Origin of the sequence: Chitinophaga sp. CF118 (assembly GCF_900112615.1) — a bacterium.
GTDB lineage: Bacteria > Bacteroidota > Bacteroidia > Chitinophagales > Chitinophagaceae > Chitinophaga.
Genome location: NZ_FOMK01000001.1, coordinates 67,840 through 93,213 on the forward strand (window position 1 = coordinate 67,840; position 25,374 = coordinate 93,213).

General features: G+C 40.7%; 1 protein-coding gene (only partly in view). It reads right to left on the reverse strand.

Going from position 1 to position 25,374, the window contains the following annotated elements; translation table 11 throughout:
• Positions 1-24,867 carry the 5' portion of a non-ribosomal peptide synthetase gene (locus BM176_RS00195; RefSeq protein WP_090098353.1) on the reverse strand. It extends 13,713 nt beyond the left edge of the window, so 24,867 of the gene's 38,580 nt are visible here — the first part of the coding sequence; it begins with the start codon at positions 24,865-24,867; its stop codon lies beyond the left edge, outside the window.
• Between the last annotated feature and the right edge of the window lie 507 nt (positions 24,868-25,374).

Sequence of the window (25,374 nt, forward strand, 5' to 3'; positions counted from 1 at the left end):
ACCGGATAATTTCGTCTTCCAGTAATTCAACTGTTTCTCTAATACAGCACCCGTTAAATAGTTTCTCTGCCAAAGTGCAAAGTCTTTGTACTGGATATTTAAAGCTGGCAGTGGTTCTTTAGTATGATAGTTATGCAGTAATTCACGAATCAGAATATCAGTGGACCAGCCATCAAAAGCAATATGATGTAACACAATACTTACATAACTGGCTCCCTGCCATTGGTAAACTTTTACCTGAACAGGATATTCACGATCTAAGCGGAATACATGATTCATTGCCTGCACGATGGCCGTTGTTAACTCAGCATAGGTATTAACTTCCAAACGTGTTACCGGCAAAGGCATATGATTATCATCTATTACCATTTGGTATCCCGCACCTTCACTGTTTATTTTTATCAAACTGCGTAATACCTCATGCCTGTGTACCACAGCTCTTAAACCAGTCAGCAGATTTTCAATATCAGTCGATTCCTTCAACTTAAATACTACAGGAATATTATAAGCATTACTACCTCCTTCATAAGACTCAATAAACCATAAACGTTCCTGCGCGAAGGACAACAACTGATCTTCCACTCGATCAACCAACGGAGTTATTATCTTTACCGCTGTCGCTGTTTCATCAAACAATTGTGCAGATAATTTCCGGATGGTATTGTGAGTAAAAATCACAGCGATAGACAACTGTGTGTTCATCACTTTATTCACCTTACTTACCAGCTTAATTGCCCGGATACTATCACCCCCTAATCTGAAGAAGTCTTCATCAATTCCAATCTTCGCATTATCCAGTCCTAATACCTCTCCATAAAGCGCACAGAGTTTTTCCTGGATTTCATTTTCAGGAGCACTATAAGTACTGATATCTGTGAACACTGCTTCCGGCAATGCTTTCCTGTCCAGTTTCCCATTGACCGTTAGCGGTAGCTGTGTGAGATGTACAAACACCGGCGGTACCATATATTCCGGTAACTGGGAATGCAGATATTCTGATAAGAGTGTATTATCAAGCAACGTGTCTGATACATAATAAGCCACGAGATATTTACTCTTATCCGCACTTTGTATTTTCGCTAATACAACAGCCTGTTTTATTTCAGGGAAAGTAAGCAGTTTAGATTCTATCTCACCTAACTCTATACGATGTCCGCGGATCTTTACCTGGAAATCGTTCCTGCCCAGGTATTCAAGAGATCCATCCTGTAAGTAGCGCACCAGGTCACCAGTCTTATAAAGTCTGCCATTAATTTTAGCTTTCTTTTCTTCAGTAGTCTGGAAAGGATTATTGATAAACCGTTCTTCAGTTAATGCAGCAAGGTTTAAATATCCTCTGGCAACCCCTGCCCCGCCAATATATAATTCACCAATCGCACCTGTAGGCAATGCCGAGTGTTTACTATCCAGTACATATGCTGTAGTATTTGCTATCGGGCGACCAATACTTGTATTAAACCGTTCAGCAGTATTCAACTGGTTCAATGACCATATCGTTGTTTCCGTAGGGCCATATACGTTCAGCAGATAAGCAATGTTATGTTTTGAAAGAATTCCATTAAGTAATTCGGTGCTGATCGCTTCTCCTCCTACAAATAATTTTAACCGGGGATTATTAAATATGAATGCATCATATTTAGCTGACAGTAATCCCGGAGTAATCTGAATAAAGGTATACTTACTTGTATCTACAGATACCACCTCACTATCAGACAACTCAATACAACCACCACTGATCAATGGTAATCCATATTCCAGTCCCCAGATATCAAACACATAATTAGTAATTGACAACGTATTGATCTGTTCATCCGTGTCAAAATAAGTATCGCGATAATAGGTAATCAGGTTAATGTAAGAATGCTGTTCTATCATTACACCTTTCGGCATTCCTGTAGTACCACTGGTATAAATCACATACGCAAGGTTACCTGGCATGCTTATATGAGCAGGTATTTCACCTGCATAAGCAGCATACAAAGTTTCACTGTCTATGCGTTCCAGTGCCACCCCGGAAGCCTCTGTTAAGAGTTCCAGTCCTACAGGATGTAACTCATTTGTTAATACAACGCGGGTATTTGTATCTGAGATGATATAACCGATCCTCTCCAATGGTAGATCAGGATCTACAGGCACATATGCAGCACCGGATTTTAACACCGCCAGGATTGCTATCAGCATATATTCTGAACGGTCCAGACAAAGAACTATCAGATCATCCGCCTGAACATCATATCCCTTCTGCAAATGTACCGCCAGTTGATTAGCACGTTCATCCAGTTCTTTATAAGTCAGTTGCCGGTCTTCGTACACAACTGCTACATTATCCGGAGTACGGGCAACCTGTACTTCAAATAATTCTCTGAATGTTTTATCATGCGGATAAGTGCGTGAAGTATTATTCCAGTGATGAATAATCTGATTGTAATCATCTTCAGGCAGTGTATTAAAACCAGTTTTCCGATTGATAACTGCATCCAGATTCCGCTCATAATAGCGCATGAAATGAACCAGATAAGAATAATCCGCCACTTCTTCGTGCGCCGTTAATCTCACCTCAAAAGAGGTTTGGCCGGTCTGGGAAACGTTCAGTACAAATGGAATGTTTGTTTTCTCATATCCCATGCTGGATGGAACATCATCCTGCTGCTCATCCAATATGTGAAAGTGTACAAAGTTAAAAGCGAACTGGTATACATCATGTCCAAAAATAGATTTGATCTTTCCATAAGGATATCCTCTATAAGGATATAATGCCAGTTTCTGCTCAAATACAGATCTGATATCGTCTTCATTATTGTTAATCCTGTACCTGTAAGGGATGGTGTTTAAGAACAATCCAAATAGCTGATCGCCACCCTCTTTTTCCATACGGTTATTAACCACCAGGCCAATAGTAATATCATCCTGATTTAAGAATCGGGCCAGTGTATGCAGATATACATGGATAAATACGCTGTCAGCACTTATATCCAGAGAGCGTGCTAGAGATAATACCTGTTGGCTCTTTTCTTCTGTAAGTTCAAATACAGCATCCCCAAAATCATTCTCCTCATTATCTGAAATATTATTCTTCCATTTTACATTGGTAGTATCAAGGTCTGCCAGATAATCTTTCCAGAATGCTTCAATACCCGGATCATTAATAACGCTTTGTTCTTTCGCAATAAATTCACCATAGTGTAGATCAATAGTACCCGTTACCGGCTCATCTGATGTATAGGCTTTAATAAATTCACTTGAAAGAGAAGCAATACTCCAACCATCTTCAATAGCGTGGTGAATAGAGAAGATAAGATCATAGGTATTCTCAGATTTATTAATAATGATCCTGAATAATCCCGCCTTTGTAAAGTCGAAAGGATGTGCATGTTCGCTATTAATAATATCTTCAGTGTAGCCCTGATCAATTACCTGTACATCCAGATCAATCTCATGTTGTATAATACAATCATAGCCATTATCTGACAATACAAATTTTGCTCTTAACAGTTCATGCTTATGCACAAGCTGTTTCCATATCGTTACAAACTTATCATAATGGAAAGGATGATTGATGCTGTAAGCTGAGATATTATGATAGGTCCCTTCACTACCCTGCCCTGATTCAAACAACATCCCTATCTGCACATAACTTGCAGGATAGATATCCTCAATACCATCCAGGTTTGTATAGATACTCTTATCTATTAAACTGAATGGCTGATATACTTCTTCTATAACATGCTGTTTCTGTTGTAACAGGAACTGACTGATACCTCTGATGTGTTTCAACATAAACACATCCTTCACTTTCAGCTGACTCTGTAATGCTTTATTGATCTTACTTACCAACCTGATAGCAATGATACTATCTCCTCCTAACCGGAAGAAATCATCGTCAATACCAATCTTTGCTACATCCAGACTTAATACTTCGCCATAGATCTCACACAATTGTTGCTGTGTTTCGTTCTCTGGTGCATGGTAATTGTGACTGTCCGTAAACTCAGGATCTGGTAATGCTTTCCTGTCAAGCTTTCCATTTATCGTTAATGGAAGATGCGTGATATGAACCAATACTGCTGGCACCATATACTCCGGCAAATGATTATGCAGATGTTTCAAGATGCTGTCGTGATCTAACGTTACATCCGATACATAATAACCTGCCAGGTATTTATTCTGTCCCTCTATTGCAATCACCACCGATTGACGGATACCTTCATAAGCTGACAGTTTGGATTCTATCTCTCCCAACTCTATACGATATCCACGGATCTTTACCTGGAAGTCGTTACGACCAATATACTCCAGACTGCCATCTGATAAATACCGTACTAAGTCACCCGTCTTATATAATCTTCCATACGATGTACTGATAAATCGTTCCGCTGTTAACGACTCCTTATTCAGATAACCGCGCGATAATCCAGCGCCTCCTACATACAACTCTCCTATCGCCCCTGTTGGTACCGGATGCAAATGGCTGTTTAATACATAGGCATGCTGATCTGGAATTGTAACCCCTATTAAAGAACCTCTGTCAAGTTCTGAAGATCTGATCTCTTTATAAGTTACATGCACTGTAGTTTCGGTAATACCGTACATGTTGATCAACTGAGGAGCAGTATCTGCATAACGGCTGTACCACGGTTTTAACTGCGACAGGTTCAACGCTTCTCCTCCAAAGATGATATAACGTAAACTGCTCAAAGAACCTGCTCTGATAATAGCGATATCACTGAACTGATAGAATGCATTCGGCGTTTGGTTCAATACTGTTACGCCTTCTGTATCACACAGATCATAGAACTGTTCAAGATCCCGCGTTTGTTCACGTGTAGGAATTACCAGTTTACCACCATATAATAATGCACCCCATAATTCCCATACACTGAAGTCGAATACATAAGAATGGAATAAAGTCCATACATCCTGTTCGTTAAACCCATACCACTCATTCGTAGCATTAAACAAACGAACCACATTCCCATGTTCCTGCATTACACCTTTCGGCTGACCAGTAGTACCACTGGTGTAAATTACATACGCCAGGTTTTGAGAAGTAGTTGTCGTAGCAGGATTAGTAACCGGATAATTATTTATCTCATTTTCTACAGCAGCTGTAATAACTACTTTCGCATTGATATCCGATAAAATGTAATTAACCCTTTCTGATGGATAACCAGGATCAATAGGCACATAAGCAGCACCAGCTTTCAACACACCTAAAATAGCCACTACCATAAAGGAAGAACGCTCCAGGCTGAGTCCTATCATATCATCGGGCTGGATGTTGTAGTTCTCTTTCAGATAAGCCGCCAGCTGATTCGCTCGTTCATTCAATTCTTTATAAGTCAATGCAGATCCCGCAAATACTGTTGCAATGCGATTTGGTGTTTTAGCCGCCTGCGCTTCAAATAAAGACTGGATGGTATTATCAGCAGGATAAGTAATATCGGCATACTGTATTTCATCGGCATAACGCAGGTCTTTGATTCGTGCATTACTCCGTTGTGCAAGCTGGGTTAGAATTCTTTTATAAGTACTGATATACCCTTCAATAGTAGCTGACTCAAATAAACTGGTAGCATAATTAAATGATCCGGTAATTTCCTCACCGCTATCATCCAACATCATAGACAAATCAAACTTCGCTACCTGGTAATTGTCCTTACCCTCATATGCTTCCAGCAATGCATCTACTTCATTCTTTTGAACACCGCCGAATTGTGCTACTCCAAATATTACCTGGAATATAGGATGACGGGAACTATCAGGCGGAACGGCCAGTTCTCCCACCAGCTTTTCGAATGGCAGATCCTGGTACAACTGAGCTTCTTTTACTGCACTACCCACTTGTTTAATGAAGGCTGTAACTGCCTGTTCAGGATTCAACTCTTCACGTAGCGCCAGTGTATTCACAAAGAACCCGATCACATCTTCGATTTCTTTATAATGACGATTTGCAAGTGGACTACCGATTACAATATCCTGCTGATTACTATAACTGCTTAACAGCAGATAATAACCACTCAGCAGTAAACTGTACATACTCACTTCCAGATCTTTCGCCATTGTTTTTAAGGCGGCACTGGTAGCAGCATCAATATGAAAATCAATATCTGCACCCGCATAACTTAACTGAGCTGGTCTTAGCTTATCTACCGGTAAGTTCAGCGTTTCATAACCAGATAATTTCGCTTTCCAATAAGCTAATTGTTTTTCCAATACAGCGCCTGTGAGATAACTTCTCTGCCAAAGCGCAAAGTCTTTGTATTGAATTTCTAAAGCAGGCAGTGGTTCAGCGCTACTATAGTTATGTAATAGTTCACGAATCAGAATATCAGTCGACCAACCATCAAATGCAATATGATGTAATACAATGCTGATATAACGGATCTCCTCTAACTGGTACACTTTCACCTGCACCGGATATTCTTCATCCAACCGGAATACATGATTCACCGACTGATTGATCATTGTTGCTAATGCATCTTCAGTAGTAACCAATATTCTTTCCACCGGCAAAGCATCATTCATCACTATCTGATATCCACCTCCTTCACTGCTCATCTTAATAAGGCTGCGTAATATCTCATGTCTCCGTACAATAGCTTGCAAACCAGACAATACTTTTTCAGTATCAGTTGCATTACGCAACTTAAATACTAACGGTATATTATAAGCATTACTACCACCCTCATAAGTTTCAATAAACCACAAACGTTCCTGTGCAAAAGACAATACCTGTTCCTCTGCATGATGAATAACCGGGGCAACAATCTTAATTTCTTCACTGGTACCACTCGCAAGTTGTACCGATAATTGTCTGATAGTATTGTAGCTAAAGATATCCGCAACACTGACATGAGCATCCAGTAATTTATTTAAGCGGCTTACTAAACGGATGGCCAGAATACTATCACCTCCCAGCGCAAAGAAGTCATCATCAATACTGATCTTATCTTCCTCCAGTTCTAATACATCTGCATAAAGCGCGCACAATTGCTGCTGGATTTCGTTCTCCGGAGCATGATAACGATTGCTATCTGTAAACGTTGGATCAGGTAATGCATTTCTATCCAGCTTACCATTTACCGTCATAGGCAGATGATCAAGCCAGATAAGCGATACGGGTATCATATACTCCGGCAAATGTTCTGCCAGGTGAGTCAATAAAACGGTAGAATCCAGAGAGGTAGCTGATACATAATATCCTACCAGGTATTTACTACCATCAGTACTTTGTTCCCTGGCCAGCACAACCGCCTGCCTGATACCAGGATAATCAGCCAGTCTGTTTTCAATCTCTCCTAACTCTATACGGTAACCACGGATCTTTACCTGGAAATCATTTCTACCAATATATTCAATGGAACCATCCTGTAAGTAACGCACCAGATCACCCGTCTTATACAGTCTGTTATTAAGATCATCCTTCTTTTCTGTAGAAGTCTGGAAAGGATTATTTATAAACCGTTCGTTTGTTAATGCAGGAAGATGCAGATAACCTCTGGCTACGCCTGCTCCTCCAACATATAATTCACCTACAGCTCCCACCGGAACCGGCTGCTGATAGTTATTTAATATATAGGCAGTTGTATTGGCAATAGGACCACCTATATTCCTGTTACTGCTTCCTGTTGTATAATGATGGAGTGTAGCGCATACCGTAGTTTCCGTAGGTCCGTAAGCATTAATAACATCTACACCTCGCGCTTTATATAACTCCATTAACTGAGGGTTCGTTACATCGCCGGCTACGACTAACGTTTCTAATGGCAGTAATTCTTCTTTATCCAGTAAAGCAGGCGGAATAGTCGCTATCTGGATAGCATGATCTTCTATATAAGTTTTTAATAAAAAGAGATCTTTCCTCAACCTGTCATCTGCCAGATATAAACGATGTCCATTAAGCAGAGCAGTATATAATTCTGAAGCATGCGCATCAAATACATAATTCGAGTACCATAAACAATGTTTATATCCTGCAGATAATCCGAATGCGGCACCCTGGATAAAGGCAAGATTTACCACACCACCATGTTCTACCATAACACCTTTAGGCATTCCCGTTGTACCACTGGTATAGATCACATAAGCAAGGTTATGTACCTCTGTGCTATGAACCGGATTAGTAACAGGATAAGCACTAACATCGGGGCGGTATTCATCTGTAATTACCACCTTTGCCCTGGTATCTGATACGATATAATCTATTCTCTCCTGAGGATATCCCGGATCCATAGGCACATAGGCTGCTCCCGATTTCAATACTGCCAGCATAGCTATCAGCATATATTCAGACCTTTCAAGACAGAGTGCAATCAGATCATCAGGATGTATATCATAAGTTGCCTTCAGGTAAGCTGCCAACTGGTTTGCACGTTCATTCAGTTCACGGTAAGTCAGCTGTTTGTCGTTATACACGATCGCTACCTGATCCGGCATCCGTACTACCTGTTCTTCAAACAGTGAATGGATAGTATGATGCGATGGATAATCTTTCGCTGTATTATTCCATTCATGCACAATCTGTTTAAACTGTGCATTACCCAGGTAGTGAAGATCTTTGATCCGCTGCCGCTGATTCAGTTGAGATAACTGTAACAGGATCTCTTTGTAAGTAGCAATATATCCTTCAATTGTGGCGGCTGTAAACAGACCTGTTGCATAGTTAAGCGTACCAATAATTTCTTTGCCACTGTCATCCAAAGCCATAGATAAATCCAGCTTGGCTACATTGAAGGCATCCGCGCCTTCATACATTTCCAGTAATTCAGCCACCGCTTCTTTTTCAACTCCTCCAAATTGTTCAAGGCCAAACAACACCTGGAAAATAGGATGACGGGAACTATCCGGTGCTACTCCCAATTCTCCTACCAGTTTCTCAAATGGCAAATCCTGGTACAACTGTGCTTCCCTGACAGCATTCCCTACCTGTTTGATGAAAGCACCCAACTCCTGCTCAGGATCCAGTTGCTCTCTCAATACCATTGTATTGACAAAAAATCCGATCACATCTTCCAACTCCCTGTAATGACGGTTAGCTATTGGACTACCAACAACAATATCCCGCTGGTTACTGTAAGTGCCTAATAACAGGTAATAACCACTTAACAGTAAAGTGTACATACTTACTTCTTGTTCCCTGGCTACTCCCCTAAGTAAATTACTTGTTACCTCATCTATTGTAAAATCAATATCAGCACCTTCATAATTTAACTGTGCAGGTCTTACCTTATCGGTTAACAGGTTCAGTGTTTCGTAACCAGACAATTTATCTCTCCAGTAACTTAACTGCTTTTCTAATATGGTACCTGTTAAATAATTACGTTGCCATAGCGCAAAATCCCTGTATTGAATATTTAAAGCCGGCAGTAATTCCGTTGTATTATAATTGTGCAGCAATTCGCGGATAAGCAGATCTGTGGACCAGCCATCAAACGCAATATGATGCAGCACTACACTTATATAATGCTCCTCATTAAAAGTATATACTGTTACACGGATAGGGAATTCCCTGTCCAACCGGAACACGTGATTAACAGATACTGCAATAGCTGCCGACAACTCTTCCTGCGAAGTTATATGAAGTTGTTCTACTGGTAACGGCATCACTTTATCATCCATCACCAACTGGTAACCCTCTCCTTCACTTCCTGTTTTAATAAGGCTTCGCAACACTTCATGCCGGTGTACAATGGCCCTCAGTGCAGATAACATCCGTTCCAGGTTTGTTGTATGCAGAAGCTTAAATACAACGGGAACATTATACACATTACTTCCACCTTCATATGCTTCCACAAACCATAAACGTTCCTGTGCAAAGGATAACAACTGTTCTTCCGGATGCATTACAACAGGAGCTGTAATCTTTAGAGTTGTGGCATTATATAACTGTGCAGATAATTTCCTTATACTCGGATAAATAAAGATGCCGGATACATTCATCTGTGTACCCATTGCATTGTTCACCTTACTTATCAGTCTGATAGCAGAGATACTATTACCTCCCAATCTAAAGAAGTCATCATCGATGCTTATTTTATCTGCATCTAATCCTAATACTTCTCCATAAATGACACACAATTGTTCCTGTGTTTCGTTCTCTGGTGCATGGTAATTATGACTGTCCGTAAACTCAGGATCTGGCAATGCTTTCCTGTCTAACTTCCCGTTTATCGTTAATGGAAGATGTGTGATATGAACCAATACTGCTGGCACCATATACTCTGGCAAATGATTATGCAGGTGTTTCAAGATGCTGTCATGATCTAACGTTACATCCGATACATAATAACCCGCCAGGTATTTGCTCTGTCCCTCTATTGCAATCACCACCGATTGACGGATACCTTCGTAAGCTGACAGTTTCGATTCTATCTCGCCCAACTCTATACGATATCCACGGATCTTTACCTGGAAGTCGTTACGACCAATATACTCCAAACTGCCATCAGACAAATACCGTACTAAGTCACCCGTCTTATATAATCTTCCATACGATGTACTGATAAATCGCTCTGCTGTTAACGACTCTTTATTCAGATAACCGCGGGATAAACCAGCGCCTCCTACATACAACTCTCCTATCGCGCCTGTTGGCACCGGATGCAAATAGCTGTTTAATACATAAGCATGCTGATCCGGAATTGTAATACCTATTAATGAGCCTCTGTCAAGTTCTGAAGATCTGATCTCTTTATAAGTTACATGCACTGTAGTTTCCGTAATACCGTACATGTTAATCAACTGAGGTGCAGTATCGGCATAACGGCTGTACCAGGGTTTTAACTGCGACAGGTTCAGCGCTTCTCCTCCAAAGATGATATAACGTAAACTGCTCAAAGACCCCGCTCTGCTGATCGCGATATCACTGAACTGATAGAATGCATTAGGCGTTTGATTCAATACTGTTACGCCTTCTGTATCACATAGATCATAGAATTGTTCAAGATCACGCGTTTGTTCACGGGTAGGAATTACCAGCTTACCACCATATAATAACGCACCCCATAGTTCCCATACACTGAAATCAAATACATAAGAATGGAATAAAGTCCACACATCCTGTTCATTAAATCCATACCACTCATTTGTAGCATTAAACAAACGAACCACATTCCCATGTTCCTGCATTACACCTTTCGGCTGACCAGTAGTACCACTTGTGTAAATAACATACGCCAGGTTTTGAGAAGTAGTTGTCGTAACAGGATTAGCAATCGAATAATTATCTATCTCATTTTCTACAGCAGCTGTAATAACTACTTTCGCATTGATATCCGATAAAATGTAATTAACTCTTTCTGATGGATAACCAGGATCAATAGGCACATAAGCAGCACCTGCTTTCAATACACCTAAAATAGCCACAACCATAAAGGAAGAACGTTCCAGGCTGAGTCCTATCATATCATCTGGCTGGATGTTGTACTTCTCTTTCAGATAAGCAGCCAGCTGATTAGCACGTTCATTCAATTCTTTATAAGTCAATGCAGATCCAGCAAATACTGTTGCAATGCGATCAGGTGTTTTAGCTGCCTGCGTTTCAAATAAAGACTGGATGGTATTATCAGCAGGGTAAGTAATATCTGCATACTGTATCTCATCGGCATAACGCAGATCCTTGATCCGTGCATTACTTTGCTGTGTGAGCTGGGTTAGAATCCTTTTATAAGTAGTGATATAACCTTCAATAGTAGCTGACTCAAATAAATTAGTAGCATAGTTAAATGAGCCGGTAATTTCCACACCACTATCATCCAACATTGTTGTAATATCAAATTTAGCAGCTACATGGTTCTCTGCACCAGTATAAGGTTCCAGTAATTCATTCACTGCTGCTCTTTGTTCTCCGCCAAACTGCTCCATACCAAACAATACCTGGAAAATAGGATGACGGGAACTATCCTGCGGAATTTCAAGTTCACTCACCAGTTTCTCAAAAGGCAGATCCTGGTACTGCTGTGCTTCTTTCACAGCATCTCCTACCTGTTTAATAAATGCCGGAATTGATTGTTCAGGGTTGATTTCCTGCCTTAATGCAAGTGTATTTACAAAGAACCCGATCACATCTTCTATCTGCCTGTGATGACGGTTGGCAATTGGAGCACCTAATACAATATCCTGCTGATTACTGTAACTGCCCAGCAACAGGTAATATCCTCCCAGTAACAAGCTATATAAACTTACTTCCAGCTCTTTTGCTTTCGCTCTTAAAGCGTTGCTGGTTACGGCATCAATACTAAAATTCAGATCTGCGCCATCATAACTCAACCGGGCAGGTCTTAATTTATCCGTTAAAAGATTCAGCGTTTCATAACCGGACAACTTAGCTTTCCAATAACTTAATTGTTTCTCCAATACAGCTCCTGTCAGGTAATTTCTCTGCCAGAGGGCAAAGTCTTTATATTGAAGATCTAAGGCAGGAAGCGGTTGCGCGTTATAATAATTATGCAGCAGTTCACGAATCAGAATATCAGTCGACCAGCCATCAAATGCAATATGATGTAACACGATACTAACATAATTCGTTTCCTGCCAGCGATACACTTTTACCTGAATAGGATATTCCTTATCCAGTTGAAACACATGATGCACTGATTGATAAATTTCTTCATCCAATGCTTTAACGTCCAGCATTTCTACTGGTAGTTCATCATTCAGAACCAACTGATAACCTACTCCTTCCTTATTCATCCGGATCACACTTCTCAATACCTCATGCCGCAGTACAACAGTTTTCAAACCGGAAATAAATCTTTCCAGATCTGTTGATGCATGCAGCTTTAAAACCAATGGTATATTATAAGCATTGCTACCACCTTCATAGGCTTCAATAAACCATACCCTCTCCTGTGCAAAGGACAATAACTGTTCTTCCTTATGCTGAATGGCAGGTACAATCATTTTCACTTCATTGGTAGTCACCAGCTGTGAAGATAATTTCCGGATAGTTGTCTCACTGAAAAGAGTAGCTACACTAACATCAGTATTTAATAGTTTATTCAGCTTGCTGACTAACTTAATTGCAAGAATACTATTCCCTCCTAAGCGGAAAAAGTCATCATCAATACTGATCTTATCTGCATCCAGCTCCAATACATCTGCATAAAGTGCACACAACTGTACCTGCGTTTCATTCTCAGGAGCAACGTAAGCATCTATATTTTCAAGTGTAGCAGACAGTAACGCCTTACGATCTACTTTCCCATTTACAGTTAACGGTAACTGCGTTAAATGTACCAGCATAGCAGGCACCATATAAGCAGGTAATACACTATTTAAATATGCTGTAAGACTATCATGATCCAGCATAATAACAGACACATAATATCCTACCAGGTTCTTCACACCCTGACTAACTTCCTTTGCTAATACCACTGCATGACTAATTTCAGGGTAAGCTGACAGTTTTGTTTCAATCTCCCCTAACTCAATACGATGCCCTTGAATCTTCACCTGGAAGTCATTCCTGCCAATATATTCCAGATTACCATCTGCGAGATATCTAACCTCATCACCAGTTTTATACAATCTGCCATCATCTGAAAAAGGATCATTGATAAACCGCTCCCCTGTTAATTCGGGGAGATGCAGATAACCTCTGGTCACACCGCTACCACCAATATACAGTTCACCTCTGGCACCTGCCGGAACAGGACGCAGTTGATGGTCCAGCACATATAGCCTGTAATTATGATAAGCCTTTCCAATGGAGAAATGTTGAACTGTCTTATCAATCACAAAGTAAGACGCACCCACTGTTGTTTCCGTAGGTCCGTATTCATCAATAATCCGTTTTGCGTAATTTAATATACTGCTGATATGACTACTGAGCAGTTTCTCTCCACCCACAATAGCCAGCCTTATAGTAAGTGCAGGATCATTGATCAATGATAAATAACCCGGGGTGGATTTTACCAGTTCAATCTTATTATCAATAAGGTGTTGCTCATATTCTCTGACATTCACTACATCCCTTCCATATACATAGATCGTTCGTCCAAAACAAAGCGGGAACAACGTTGTGGTAACTGACAAGTCAAAAGCGAGGTTGCTTGAGAAATCAATGTTATTAATATCTTCCGGGATAACATCGTTCAGGTTGAATAAATAATTCACCACATTACGGTGCTCTACCATTACACCTTTAGGTTTTCCGGTAGTACCACTGGTATATATAACATATGCCAGATCGTACATTTCAACTAACGGTTCAGGATCTATTTTCGGATAAGAGATCTCTATGGTTAATTGTAATACCATATCATCCAGGTTTACAATATCAGCAGATGTAAGCTGTTGTAACCTTTCTGTATGCTGTTCATTACTCAATACCACTTTTGCATTCGTATCAGAAAGTATGTAACTGATCCTGTCATCAGGGTAACCCGCATCTACCGGCACATAAGCACCACCTGATTTAAGTACCGCCAGGATAGAGATCAGCATATATTCCGACCGGTTCATGCAAATGCCCACCAGATCGTCCGGCTGGATATCATATGTTTCTTTCAGGTAAGCTGCCAACTGATTGGCGCGTTCATTTAATGCCTTATAAGTCAGTGTCTGTCCCTCATAAACAACAGCAGCATGATCGGGCAGGCGTGCAGCCTGTGCTTCAAATAACTGCTGAATTGTCTGATCTTCAGGGTAAAGACAATCAGTATTATTACGCTGGTGTACAATTGCTTCGTACTGCGCTTTACTCAGGTAACGCAGTTCATTTGTGTGAATCTGCGGACGGCTGAGCAACTGATCCAATAAAACCGATACGCCCTCCAATACTTCATGGATCCTTTCTGTGCTGAACAATTCCTCTGCATACTGCACCCTGAAACTTATTGTTTCATGCTGCTCATAAGCAGTAACGCTTAACGGATAATCCAGCTTTTCAATCGTATCCTTAAATTCCAATGCCAGTTCTCCTTCAAGGTCCTTTGGCATGGGATAATTCTCATAAGCAAACAATGTGTTAAACAAACGTTCTCCACCTGTTTGTAATTTAGCCAGGTTCACATCACTACGATTATTCACCTCATTCACATGCCCCTGCAATTCCCTAATTTCTTCTATCACCGGAGCGGCCTTATGTTCCATGATGACCGGCAACGTATTAATATACAATCCAACAGATTGTTCTATATCATTAACCGGCAGATTACGACCGGATACAGTAAGCCCCAATACGGTTGTATCTGTAGCGCCATAAACGCTGAGTTGTTTATGCCATACATACTGTACAATTGCATTCAGGGTAAGACTGTTTGCCACACTGAATGCTTTCAGTTGTTTATATTGATCACCCGTTATCGTTAATACCTGTTCTGTATGTTCCTTAATTAACCGATAGTCCGACAGTACAATATGTTGCTGTTCATCTTTCAATAAACTACTCAGGTCTTCCCGATTCTCCAACCGGTTTACATAGGTTTCCCAGTAAGACTGATTATCTGAACGATGTTCCTGCAGATACTGTTGAGCAATACCATAACTATGATCCGCAACGATATCTACCTGCTCATTTTTCAGCAGTTTCAGATACACTTCATGGATATAACCGAGTAGTACCGGCATACTCCAGCCATCAAGAATCACGTGATGACTACTGAAAATGCAGGTATAATGTTTTTCACTCTTTTTAATAAGATATACTCTGAACAGGTTACCTGCTGCAAGATCATATCCTTTTAACTGATCTTCTACCAGCAGTTCGTTCAACAAGTCTGTTTCCGCATAACGCCATTCAAAAGCACCTGTCTTATCAATTACCTGTACCAGCTCTTCATCCCAGTTAAAACGTAATCTTAAAGATGGGTATTTAGCCTGTGCAATTCTCCATGCCTGTTCTAATTTACCAGCGTCTAAAACATTATGATAATCCCACGTATGCTGCACACGGTAAGCATCATCTATATCACCCTGTTTTAACGCATGATAAATAAATCCTTCATGCAGGCTGTTGGCAAGATATACACCCTCAATTTCTTTTTGCTGCTGTAATTTATCCAGACAACGTACAGAAATCACATGATCTATATCACTCACTGTTAAATAAGTCCTGCGCTGGTTATCCAGGTAAGTCGCAATCTTTTCCAGTTGCTGCCGGTAATCATTTGCCAGATCTTCCAATATCTGCGCAGGCAGACTACCTGTAATGGCAAAACGGAGTTCTCCGCCAATCACCACTCCGTTGATATCAATCAGAAGAGATTCCTGGTTGAGAGATGAAATTTGTGCTCCACTTTTTTCATCTGTAATAGACCATTCCGCACCTTCTTCTTTATCGAACTGTCCCAGGTAATTAAATCCTATTGCTGGCAATTCCTGGTTTACATAACCTATCAATGCACCATAGCCAATACCATTCTGTGGTATCTGCCGCAATGTTTCCTTTATGGATACAATATGCTGCCCTATATCAGTTGCATTTGTTGAAAGCACTACAGGGAACATAGAAGTAAACCATCCAACTGTATTGGTAATATCAAGATCGGGAGATAATGTTTCCCGGCCATGACCTTCCAAAAGAATATGGTGGATATGTTTGCCTGTTAAACCACGTAAAGCAAATGCCAGTGCACTGAGTAAAAGATCATTGATGCGGGTATGATAAACACTGTTGTTATTCCTTAACAGCAATGCAGTATGCGCAGCATCAAGACGAATATTAACTTCGCTAACAGTATTTATAGCTTTCGTTTGCAACACTGCATTGCCAGCGCTTACACCTGCAATGATCTGTTTCCAGTAAGCCGTTTCTTTTGCATGGTCCTTTTTATAAGCGGACAAGGCATCTACCCATTGCCTGTAACTGGTTCCTTTTTTAGCTGCCAGATATTCTTTTCCGGCAAGCAAATGATCATAAATACGATGCAGATCTTCTGTAATAATACGCCAGCTGACTGCATCCACTATTAAATGATGCAATGCAAACCAAATTCTTGCGCTACCATCTGCATAACCATCCAGGTAAGCGATACGGAATAAAGCACCCGCAGACAAGTCAAAATTACTTTGCCATGCTGTTAGTTGCTCCTGATCTGCCTCCCCGTTTACAGATAAATATTCAAGCTGAACCGGAGGAATCTCTTCATTGTAAAACTGTGTATGTCCGTTATAACTTATCCTGAATGCATCATGCTGCTGAATCAGCAAAGCGATGCTCCTTTCCAGAATCTCCATATCCAGCACGGGTACCCGCACCATGAAGGACTGGTTCCAGTGATGATAAGCAGGGAATAAACCATTATCTGCATAATGGAAAAACCATTCCTGGATAGGTAATAATCCCAGTGTTCCTTTTAATAATCCCTGCTCCGACTTTAAAGCAATTACATGATCACCAGCTTTTGCTATAACATGTTTATATAAAGATGCAATTGTTTTATAGGTAAAAATATCCTTTACACTTACCTGTATGCCCAAACGCTGGCGTATTCTGCTAACCACCTGGATGCTCACAATACTATCTCCGCCTAATCTGAAAAAGTCATCATCAATACCAACCTTCGCGATATCCATTCCTAATACGTCCGCATAAATCCGGCATAACTGTGCTTCGGTTTCATTTTCCGGTGCCTGATAATTATCACTTCCGGTAAATGCAGGATCAGGTAATGCTTTTCTATCCAGCTTTCCATTTAATGTTAATGGCAGCTGTGTCAAATGTATCAATACAGCAGGCACCATATATTCCGGTAACTGGTCATGCAGATATGCTAACAGCGTACGCTGATCTAAAGCAGTTTCAGCTACATAATATCCCACCAGGTATTTATTATCCTTTGCCAGCACTACTGCCTGCCTGATTTCCGGATAGGCTGCCAAACGGTTTTCAATCTCTTCAAGTTCAATACGGTGTCCCCGGATTTTTACCTGGAAATCATTTCTTCCTACATAAGAGAGATTTCCATCTGGTAAGTAACGTACCAGGTCGCCCGTTTTATAAAGCCGGCCATAAGCAGTAGCAATAAACCGCTGACTGGTTAATTCCGGCATGTTCAGATAACCACGGGTTACACCAGCACCACCAATATACAATTCACCTATTGCACCTATTGGCACGGGCTGCAGATATTTATTCAGCACATATGCTGTTGTATTAGCTATTGGCCGGCCAATACCCGCATGATTACTACCCAGGTTAACGATAGAAGTAACCGTTGTTTCCGTAGGTCCGTACGAATTGATCAGGGTATAATTGTCTTTACTCAGCCTGTTCTGCAGGTCCGCATTTAAATGCTCACCACCAGAATTCACACTTCGTAAAGTATGCACAGATCCTATTGGTAACTGTTGCAAAAATGAAGGTGTCATTTCTACGTAGGTAACCTTATTATCTGTCAGTGTTTTTATAAACGCGGCTTCATCTCCCCAGCTATGATCACTGATTACAAGCAGTGTATGCCCATTGAGCAATGGCAGTAAAGTTTGCTCCACAGAAGCATCAAATACATAATTCGCAAATTGCAGGATGACTTCATTCTTACTGAAGCCATATTTTACATGCAGATCAGTAACAAGATTCACCACTCCACTATGCGCTACCATTACTCCTTTTGGCTGACCGGTTGTTCCACTTGTATAAATTACATAAGCGAGATGGTTTGAACCAGTAGCTGTAACAGGATTAATAGTTGAATAAGTACTAAGGTCTGCTTTGAATGTATTATCAATTACAACTTTCGCTTTTGTATCCGACAATATATAATTCACTCTCTCCTGTGGATAAGCAGGGTCCATCGGCACGTAAGCAGCACCGGACTTCAACACAGCTAATATCGAAATTACCAGGAACTCAGAGCGTTGCAGATGAAGTGCAATCAGATCATCCGGCTGAATATCGTAGTTAGTTATCAGATAAGCAGCCAGTTGATTCGCCCGTTCATTCAGTTCACGATATGTTAGTTTCACTCCCTCATACACAACGGCTGTATGATCCGGTGTTTTTTCCACCTGTGCTTCAAACAGCTGTTGCAGTGTTTTCTCTGCCGGATATGGTTTTGCTGTATTATTCCATTCGTGAATGATCTTTTTATATTGCGCTTCATTCAGATAACGCAGTTGTGTTGAATCCAATGCAGGATCTGCTACCAGTTGATCCAGTAAAGTCGTAACACCTTCTAATACCTGATAGATCCGTTCACTATCAAATAACTCTCCTGCATATTGTAACGTAAATACAATTTCACCATCCCTTTCACTGGCTGTAACACCTAAAGGATAATCCAGCTTTTCAACTGATTCCTTAAATGCCAGTACCAGTTCATCGGTATCAATGTTTGCGGGCATAGGGTAGTTTTCATACACAAACAATGTATTGAATAAACGTTCTCCATTTTGCTGCAACTTTGCCAGGTTAATATCACTCCGGTTATTCACTTCGTTGATCTGTTCCTGTAATAGCCGGATGTTCTCTACAATATTGCCCGGCTTATGTTCCAGGATCACCGGCAGGGTATTGATGTATAATCCCACAGATTGTTCAATCGTATCTATTGGTAGATGACGACCGGACACAGTCATCCCCACTACAGTTGTATCTGTGTTGCCATATATACTTAACTGTTTATGCCAGCAATATTGTAATACGGTGTTTAAAGTCAGCCCGTTTTCAGCGCAAAAAGTTTTCAATTGCGCATAACGTTCTTCTTTTATAATGAGTGTTTGTTCTTCTGCATGTCTGATATGCCTGTAGTCTGATAAGATAATATGCTGCTGATCTTCTTTCAGCAAACTGCGCAAATCTTCTTTGTCTTCCAGTTGTGCCACATAAGACATCCAGTACGACTGATTATCCTCGCGATGACTTTGCAGATATTGTTGCGCTGTTTCGTAACTATGATCGTTCTCCTCATTAACCGGTATTCCTCTAAGCAATTGCAGATATACTTCATGAATATAGCTTAACAGAATAGGTGTACTCCAGCCATCGAGAATAGCATGATGGCTGCTGAAAATGCAGCTATAGCTTTTATCATTCCACCTGATCAGGTAAACTCTTAACAGATTGCCCGCAGATAAATCGTAAGATTCGGAACGGTCTTCTGCTAATATTTTATGGAAGAATGTTTCCTGTTCCTCCTTGCCGGCATCTATATAACGCCAGTCAAGCACTGCTGATCTGTCAATCACCTGCACCAATTCATGCTCCCAGCCAAACCTCAAACGAAGTGCACTATACTTCCGCTGCGCATATCCCCAAGCCTGACGGAGTTTTGCCAGATCAAGACTATTATGATAATCCCATGCCAGCTGTACCCGGTAAGCATCATCTACATCGCCCTGACTTAAAGCGTGATAGATAAATCCTTCCTGTAAACTATTGGCCAGATAAACTCCTTCTATTTCCCGCGTTGCCTGTAGCTGATCCAGATAAGTATCCGCTATAACATAATTTATATCGGAAGGAGTGAGATAACTACGTACAGACTTGCTTAAACCAGTGATTACAGCGGCTAACTTTTCCTGGTAAACAGCTGCAAACTTTATTAATATTTCCTCCGGCAGGGCACCTGTTATTTCAAATTTCAGCTGATCATCTACTATCCCACCGTTTATATCAATGATGTGATAGTTCCGGTTGAGAGGAGATACTGCCAGACCACTATTCTCACTGGTGATAGACCATCCTTTGCCCTCTTGTGCATCAAACTGCCCGAGATAATTAAAACTGATACGTGGTAATTCCTGTGTAGTATATCCTACAAGCGCACCATAACCAATACCATTTTGCGGCACATTCCTCAGTGTTTCTTTTGCTGATATTATATTTGTAGCAAAATCCTCCGGGTCGGTCGACAATAAAACAGGGAACATCGTTGTGAACCACCCTATTGTACTATTGATATCTATATCTGCAGATAAGGTTTCCCTGCCATGCCCTTCCAATAATACATAATGCTTTTTCATTCCTGTAAAGCCGCGGAGAGCCATTCCCAGAACGCTGAGCAGAATATCGTTGATCCCAGTCTGGTACACCTTATTACTTTCGCGCAGCAACAGATTTGTATGCAGGCTATCTAACACTATCGTCGTTTGGCTAACTGTCTCAGTTGCCAGCCTTTCCAGTACTGCATTATTTTCCCTCACACCGGCAATAATCTGTTGCCAGTAATCGGTTTCTACCTTTCTCTGAATGAGATCATCTTTTTTATACCCGGTCATCACTTTCACCCATTGCCGGTAGCTCGTACCTTTCCTCCCTAATATGTTTTTCACATCAGCCGGAGCGCCAGATTCATAAATTCTCTGCAGATCATCACTGATGATACGCCAGCTTACACCATCTACTACCAGGTGATGTAATGCAAACCATATCCTTGCACTGCCATCTGCATAACCTTCCAGGTAGCCCACTTTGAATAATCTACCCTGGGAAAGATTAAAATCACTTTGCCACTCCGTAAGCAAGGCAGACAAGTCAGATGCTGATAACTGACGAACATCTGCCGTATTGATTTGTATAACCGGCAGCTCTTCCCTATACTGCTGAGTTTTCCCTTTATAACTTATACGAAGTACATCATGATGTTGTACTAATAACTTTATACTTTGTTCAAGTAACGTTTTATCCAACACTGGCACCTTCAGCATAAATGCCTGGTTCCAGTGATTGTAAGCAGGGAATAAACCCTTATCCACACTATCAAAGAACCATTGCTGGATAGGTAATAATCCCAGCTCACCTTTTAACAATCCCTGCTCTGTATGAATTTCTACGGCGGACAAACCCGCTTTCGCAATAACGTGTGTATACAGTAATGCAACCGTCTTGTATGTAAAAATATCTTTTACACTAACCTGCGCGGACAAACGTTGACGGATTCTGCTCACTACCTGTATACTGGCAATACTATCTCCGCCCAGTCTGAAGAAATCATCCGTGATACTGATCTTTGCAGCATCCAGTCCTAATACTTCCGCATAGATCCCACATAATTGTGTCTGGATCTCATTTTCCGGTGCCTGATAATTGCTACCATCTGTAATCTGCGGATTAGGTAATGCTTTCCTGTCCAGCTTTCCGTTTACCGTCAATGGTAACGCAGTAAGATGTACGAATACGGAAGGCACCATATATTCCGGCAGCATGCTGCCAAGGTAATCTGACAAAGCCACCTGGTTAAACGGAGATGCCGATACATAATAGCCCACCAGGTATTGCGGAGCACCTTTCCGTTGCTCCCTTGCCAGTACCACAGCTTGTTTAATACCGGGATAAGAAGAAAGTCTGGATTCTATCTCACCTAACTCTATCCGGTAGCCTCTTATCTTCACCTGAAAATCGTTACGACCGATGTATTCCAGGTTGCCATCCGGTAAATACCTAACCAGGTCGCCTGTTTTATAAAGCCGGTTATTGCCAGTGCTAAAAGGATCTGCTATGAAGCGTTCCTTTGTCAGTTCTTCCATATTCAGGTATCCACGCGCAACACCAGCACCACCAATATATAATTCTCCAACCGCACCCACCGGAACAGGTTGCAGGTAGTTATTCAATACGTAAGTAGTAGTATTCGCAATAGGACGGCCAATGTTATTGGTATTACCATCTAAATTGACAATAGAAGTAACAGTCGTTTCCGTAGGCCCATATGAGTTAACCAGGAAGTAACCACCTTTAATCAGCTTATGGAGCAGCTCTGTACTTAAATGTTCTCCACCTGAATTTACAGTTCGCAGTGTATGAACAGACGCAATAGGTAATTGCTGTAAAAAGGACGGTGTCATCTCAACATAAGTCACCTTATTTTCTACAAGCGTTTTAATAAATGCCGCCTCATCTCCCCAGCTGTGATTTCTTATTACCAGTAAGGTATGTCCATTCAGCAGCGCGAGTAATATTTGTTCAACAGATGCATCAAATACATAGTTGGCAAACAGTAACAGCACTTCATCCTTACTGAATCTGTATTGGGTATGCAGGTCACTTACCAGATTCGCTACTCCCCTGTGCTCTATCATCACTCCTTTTGGTTGGCCCGTTGTACCACTGGTATAGATAACATATGCCAGGTTATTAGCCGTAGAAGTAACAACAGGATTAACAGTAGTTTTCAGATGAAAATGATTACCATCAATCGCCTCAATAGCAACATCAGAGAGGAGATTTTTCAATCTCCCGGTATGTTCTTCATTCGTTAAAACAACCTTTGCTTTTGTATGAGAGACAACATAGCTAATTCTATCATCCGGATATCCAGGATCCATTGGAACATACGCACCTCCTGTTTTCAATACTGCCAATATGCCAATCAGCATATGAGCAGATCTGTCCAGGCAAAGAGCCACTAGTTCATCCGGATGTATATCATATGTTTCTTTCAGATAAGCAGCAAGTTGATTAGCGCGGTTGTTCAGCTCACGATAAGTGAGTCGTTGTTCTTCAAAAACAACAGCGATATGCTCAGGTGTTTTCTCTACCTGTGCTTCAAACAATTCCTGAATAGTTTTATCTGAAGGATAATCTTTCCCGGTATTATTCCATTTGTGAATAATCTCCGCATACTGGGTATCACTCAGTAGCTGATAGGCAGCTACCTTTGCAGGGCGATCTTCCTCTAACATCTCACTGAATAACTTCCTGTAGGTATCAATGAAGTTAGCCACCAGTTGTCCGTCGAGTTCTTTATTATTATACCTCACCCTATAGTTCAGCTGACTATCCCGCAGCTCCTGTTCAAATACAAGTTTATCCGGTAAGTCAATATGTAATTCATCTCTGATTTCTACCTTTTCTATACCCTCATAATTAACAATCAGGTTACGCAGATTGGTTTGTATAAATCCCAATTCCAGCATACCTGTATTGGCTGCATATCCCACGATCTCCGCCACTGGCAGGTACTTGGCTTTGCTGGCTTTTTGTTCTGCAAAATAGGCCAGCGTTTGGCTGATCAGTTCATCAATTGTTGTTTCTCTATTAAATCTGTAATCAATGATAACAGTATTTACATGCGCACCGTAGATCAGTTCCTTTCCTTCCAGAATAGCCACAGGATAGTTAATACCAATTATTTCCTGCCCTGTTATTTTATGCAGCAAAATAGCAAACACCAGTTGTCCGTATATATAAGGAGTGATCTTATACATACGGGTAAGTTTACGGACCCTTGCCAGATCACTTTCGCTCACACTGAAATGATATTCGCTAACCGGATTTTGTGTGATAACTGTTTGTAAATTTCCTGTATGTTTCAGAAAGGAAAGATCAACACCGGAAACACCATCCATATGTTTTTCCCAGAAGGCATGCATGGATGGTTTATGCTGTACCAGCAAGTCATGCAAGGTCACAGACAATTGCTGATGGAGTTTTATTTGTTGCTCAGGAGCAAAGGCAGCGCGGTATTTGCTGTCATTATAAAAGCGGCTGCATTCTGTAAGGATGGTATCATAACTTAATCCATCCACCAGGATATGTGGAATCAGGTACAATAAGCGATAGCGACCATCGCTCACTTTGATAACGTGAAATCTAATTAAGAGATCATGTTCCAGATCAAACGGCTGTAATGCCAGCTGAAGAATTTCCTGTTCCGGCAAATCATTGGGATGATAATCTATGAGTGTGACTTTATCAGATAATTCCGGTCGCTTTATCCAATATAAATTGTCCAGTACATAACAAATATTACTGCTGATAAGCAGGTAATCATTCACAAATCTTATTAAGCTTTTATTCAACCGCTCCAGATCAAGGTCGCCTGACATATATTGATCCAACACCATGTTGTAATCGCTACGAGATGGATTCAACAACCATTCATTATAGAATATTTTCTGGTATGGTGTTAACTTTACTTTAAGTTGGGCAATAGATAATTTCTCGCCATTACGGGCATTAATAACTGGATCTTCTCTTTTCATGATCAATCAATGAGGGAAAATGATTACTATTCTGCATGCGTATACGCATCAGGCATTCGGGAACAGACATGTCTTATACATATGCACCAATGATCTATTGATACAGCATTGCTACGAAACAATATCCGCCTTATTTGTTCAGTTTATTCAAAGGTATTCACCCCGTTCAGGTATACCTGTTTACGAATATTAATGATTAATGAGGGCATTCATAATAAATCCAGGATTTAGATACGTTTAAAGTGGCTCTTAAACAGTGTTTACAAATCGGTTCAGGTATACTTACTACGAATACTAATGATTAATGAGGGCATTCATATTAAAATCTGAGATTTAGATACGTTTAAAGTGGCATTTAAACTCGGTTTATAAATAAGATTCTTTACTAGTTCTCTTAGACCTTTCAAAAATATACAATTGCAATAACTAAAAAAAATGCATTTATAGAATTGATGTGAACTTTGTATTAAAAAATAATTCGCACTGCTAGTATCTATTTCCTGTAAA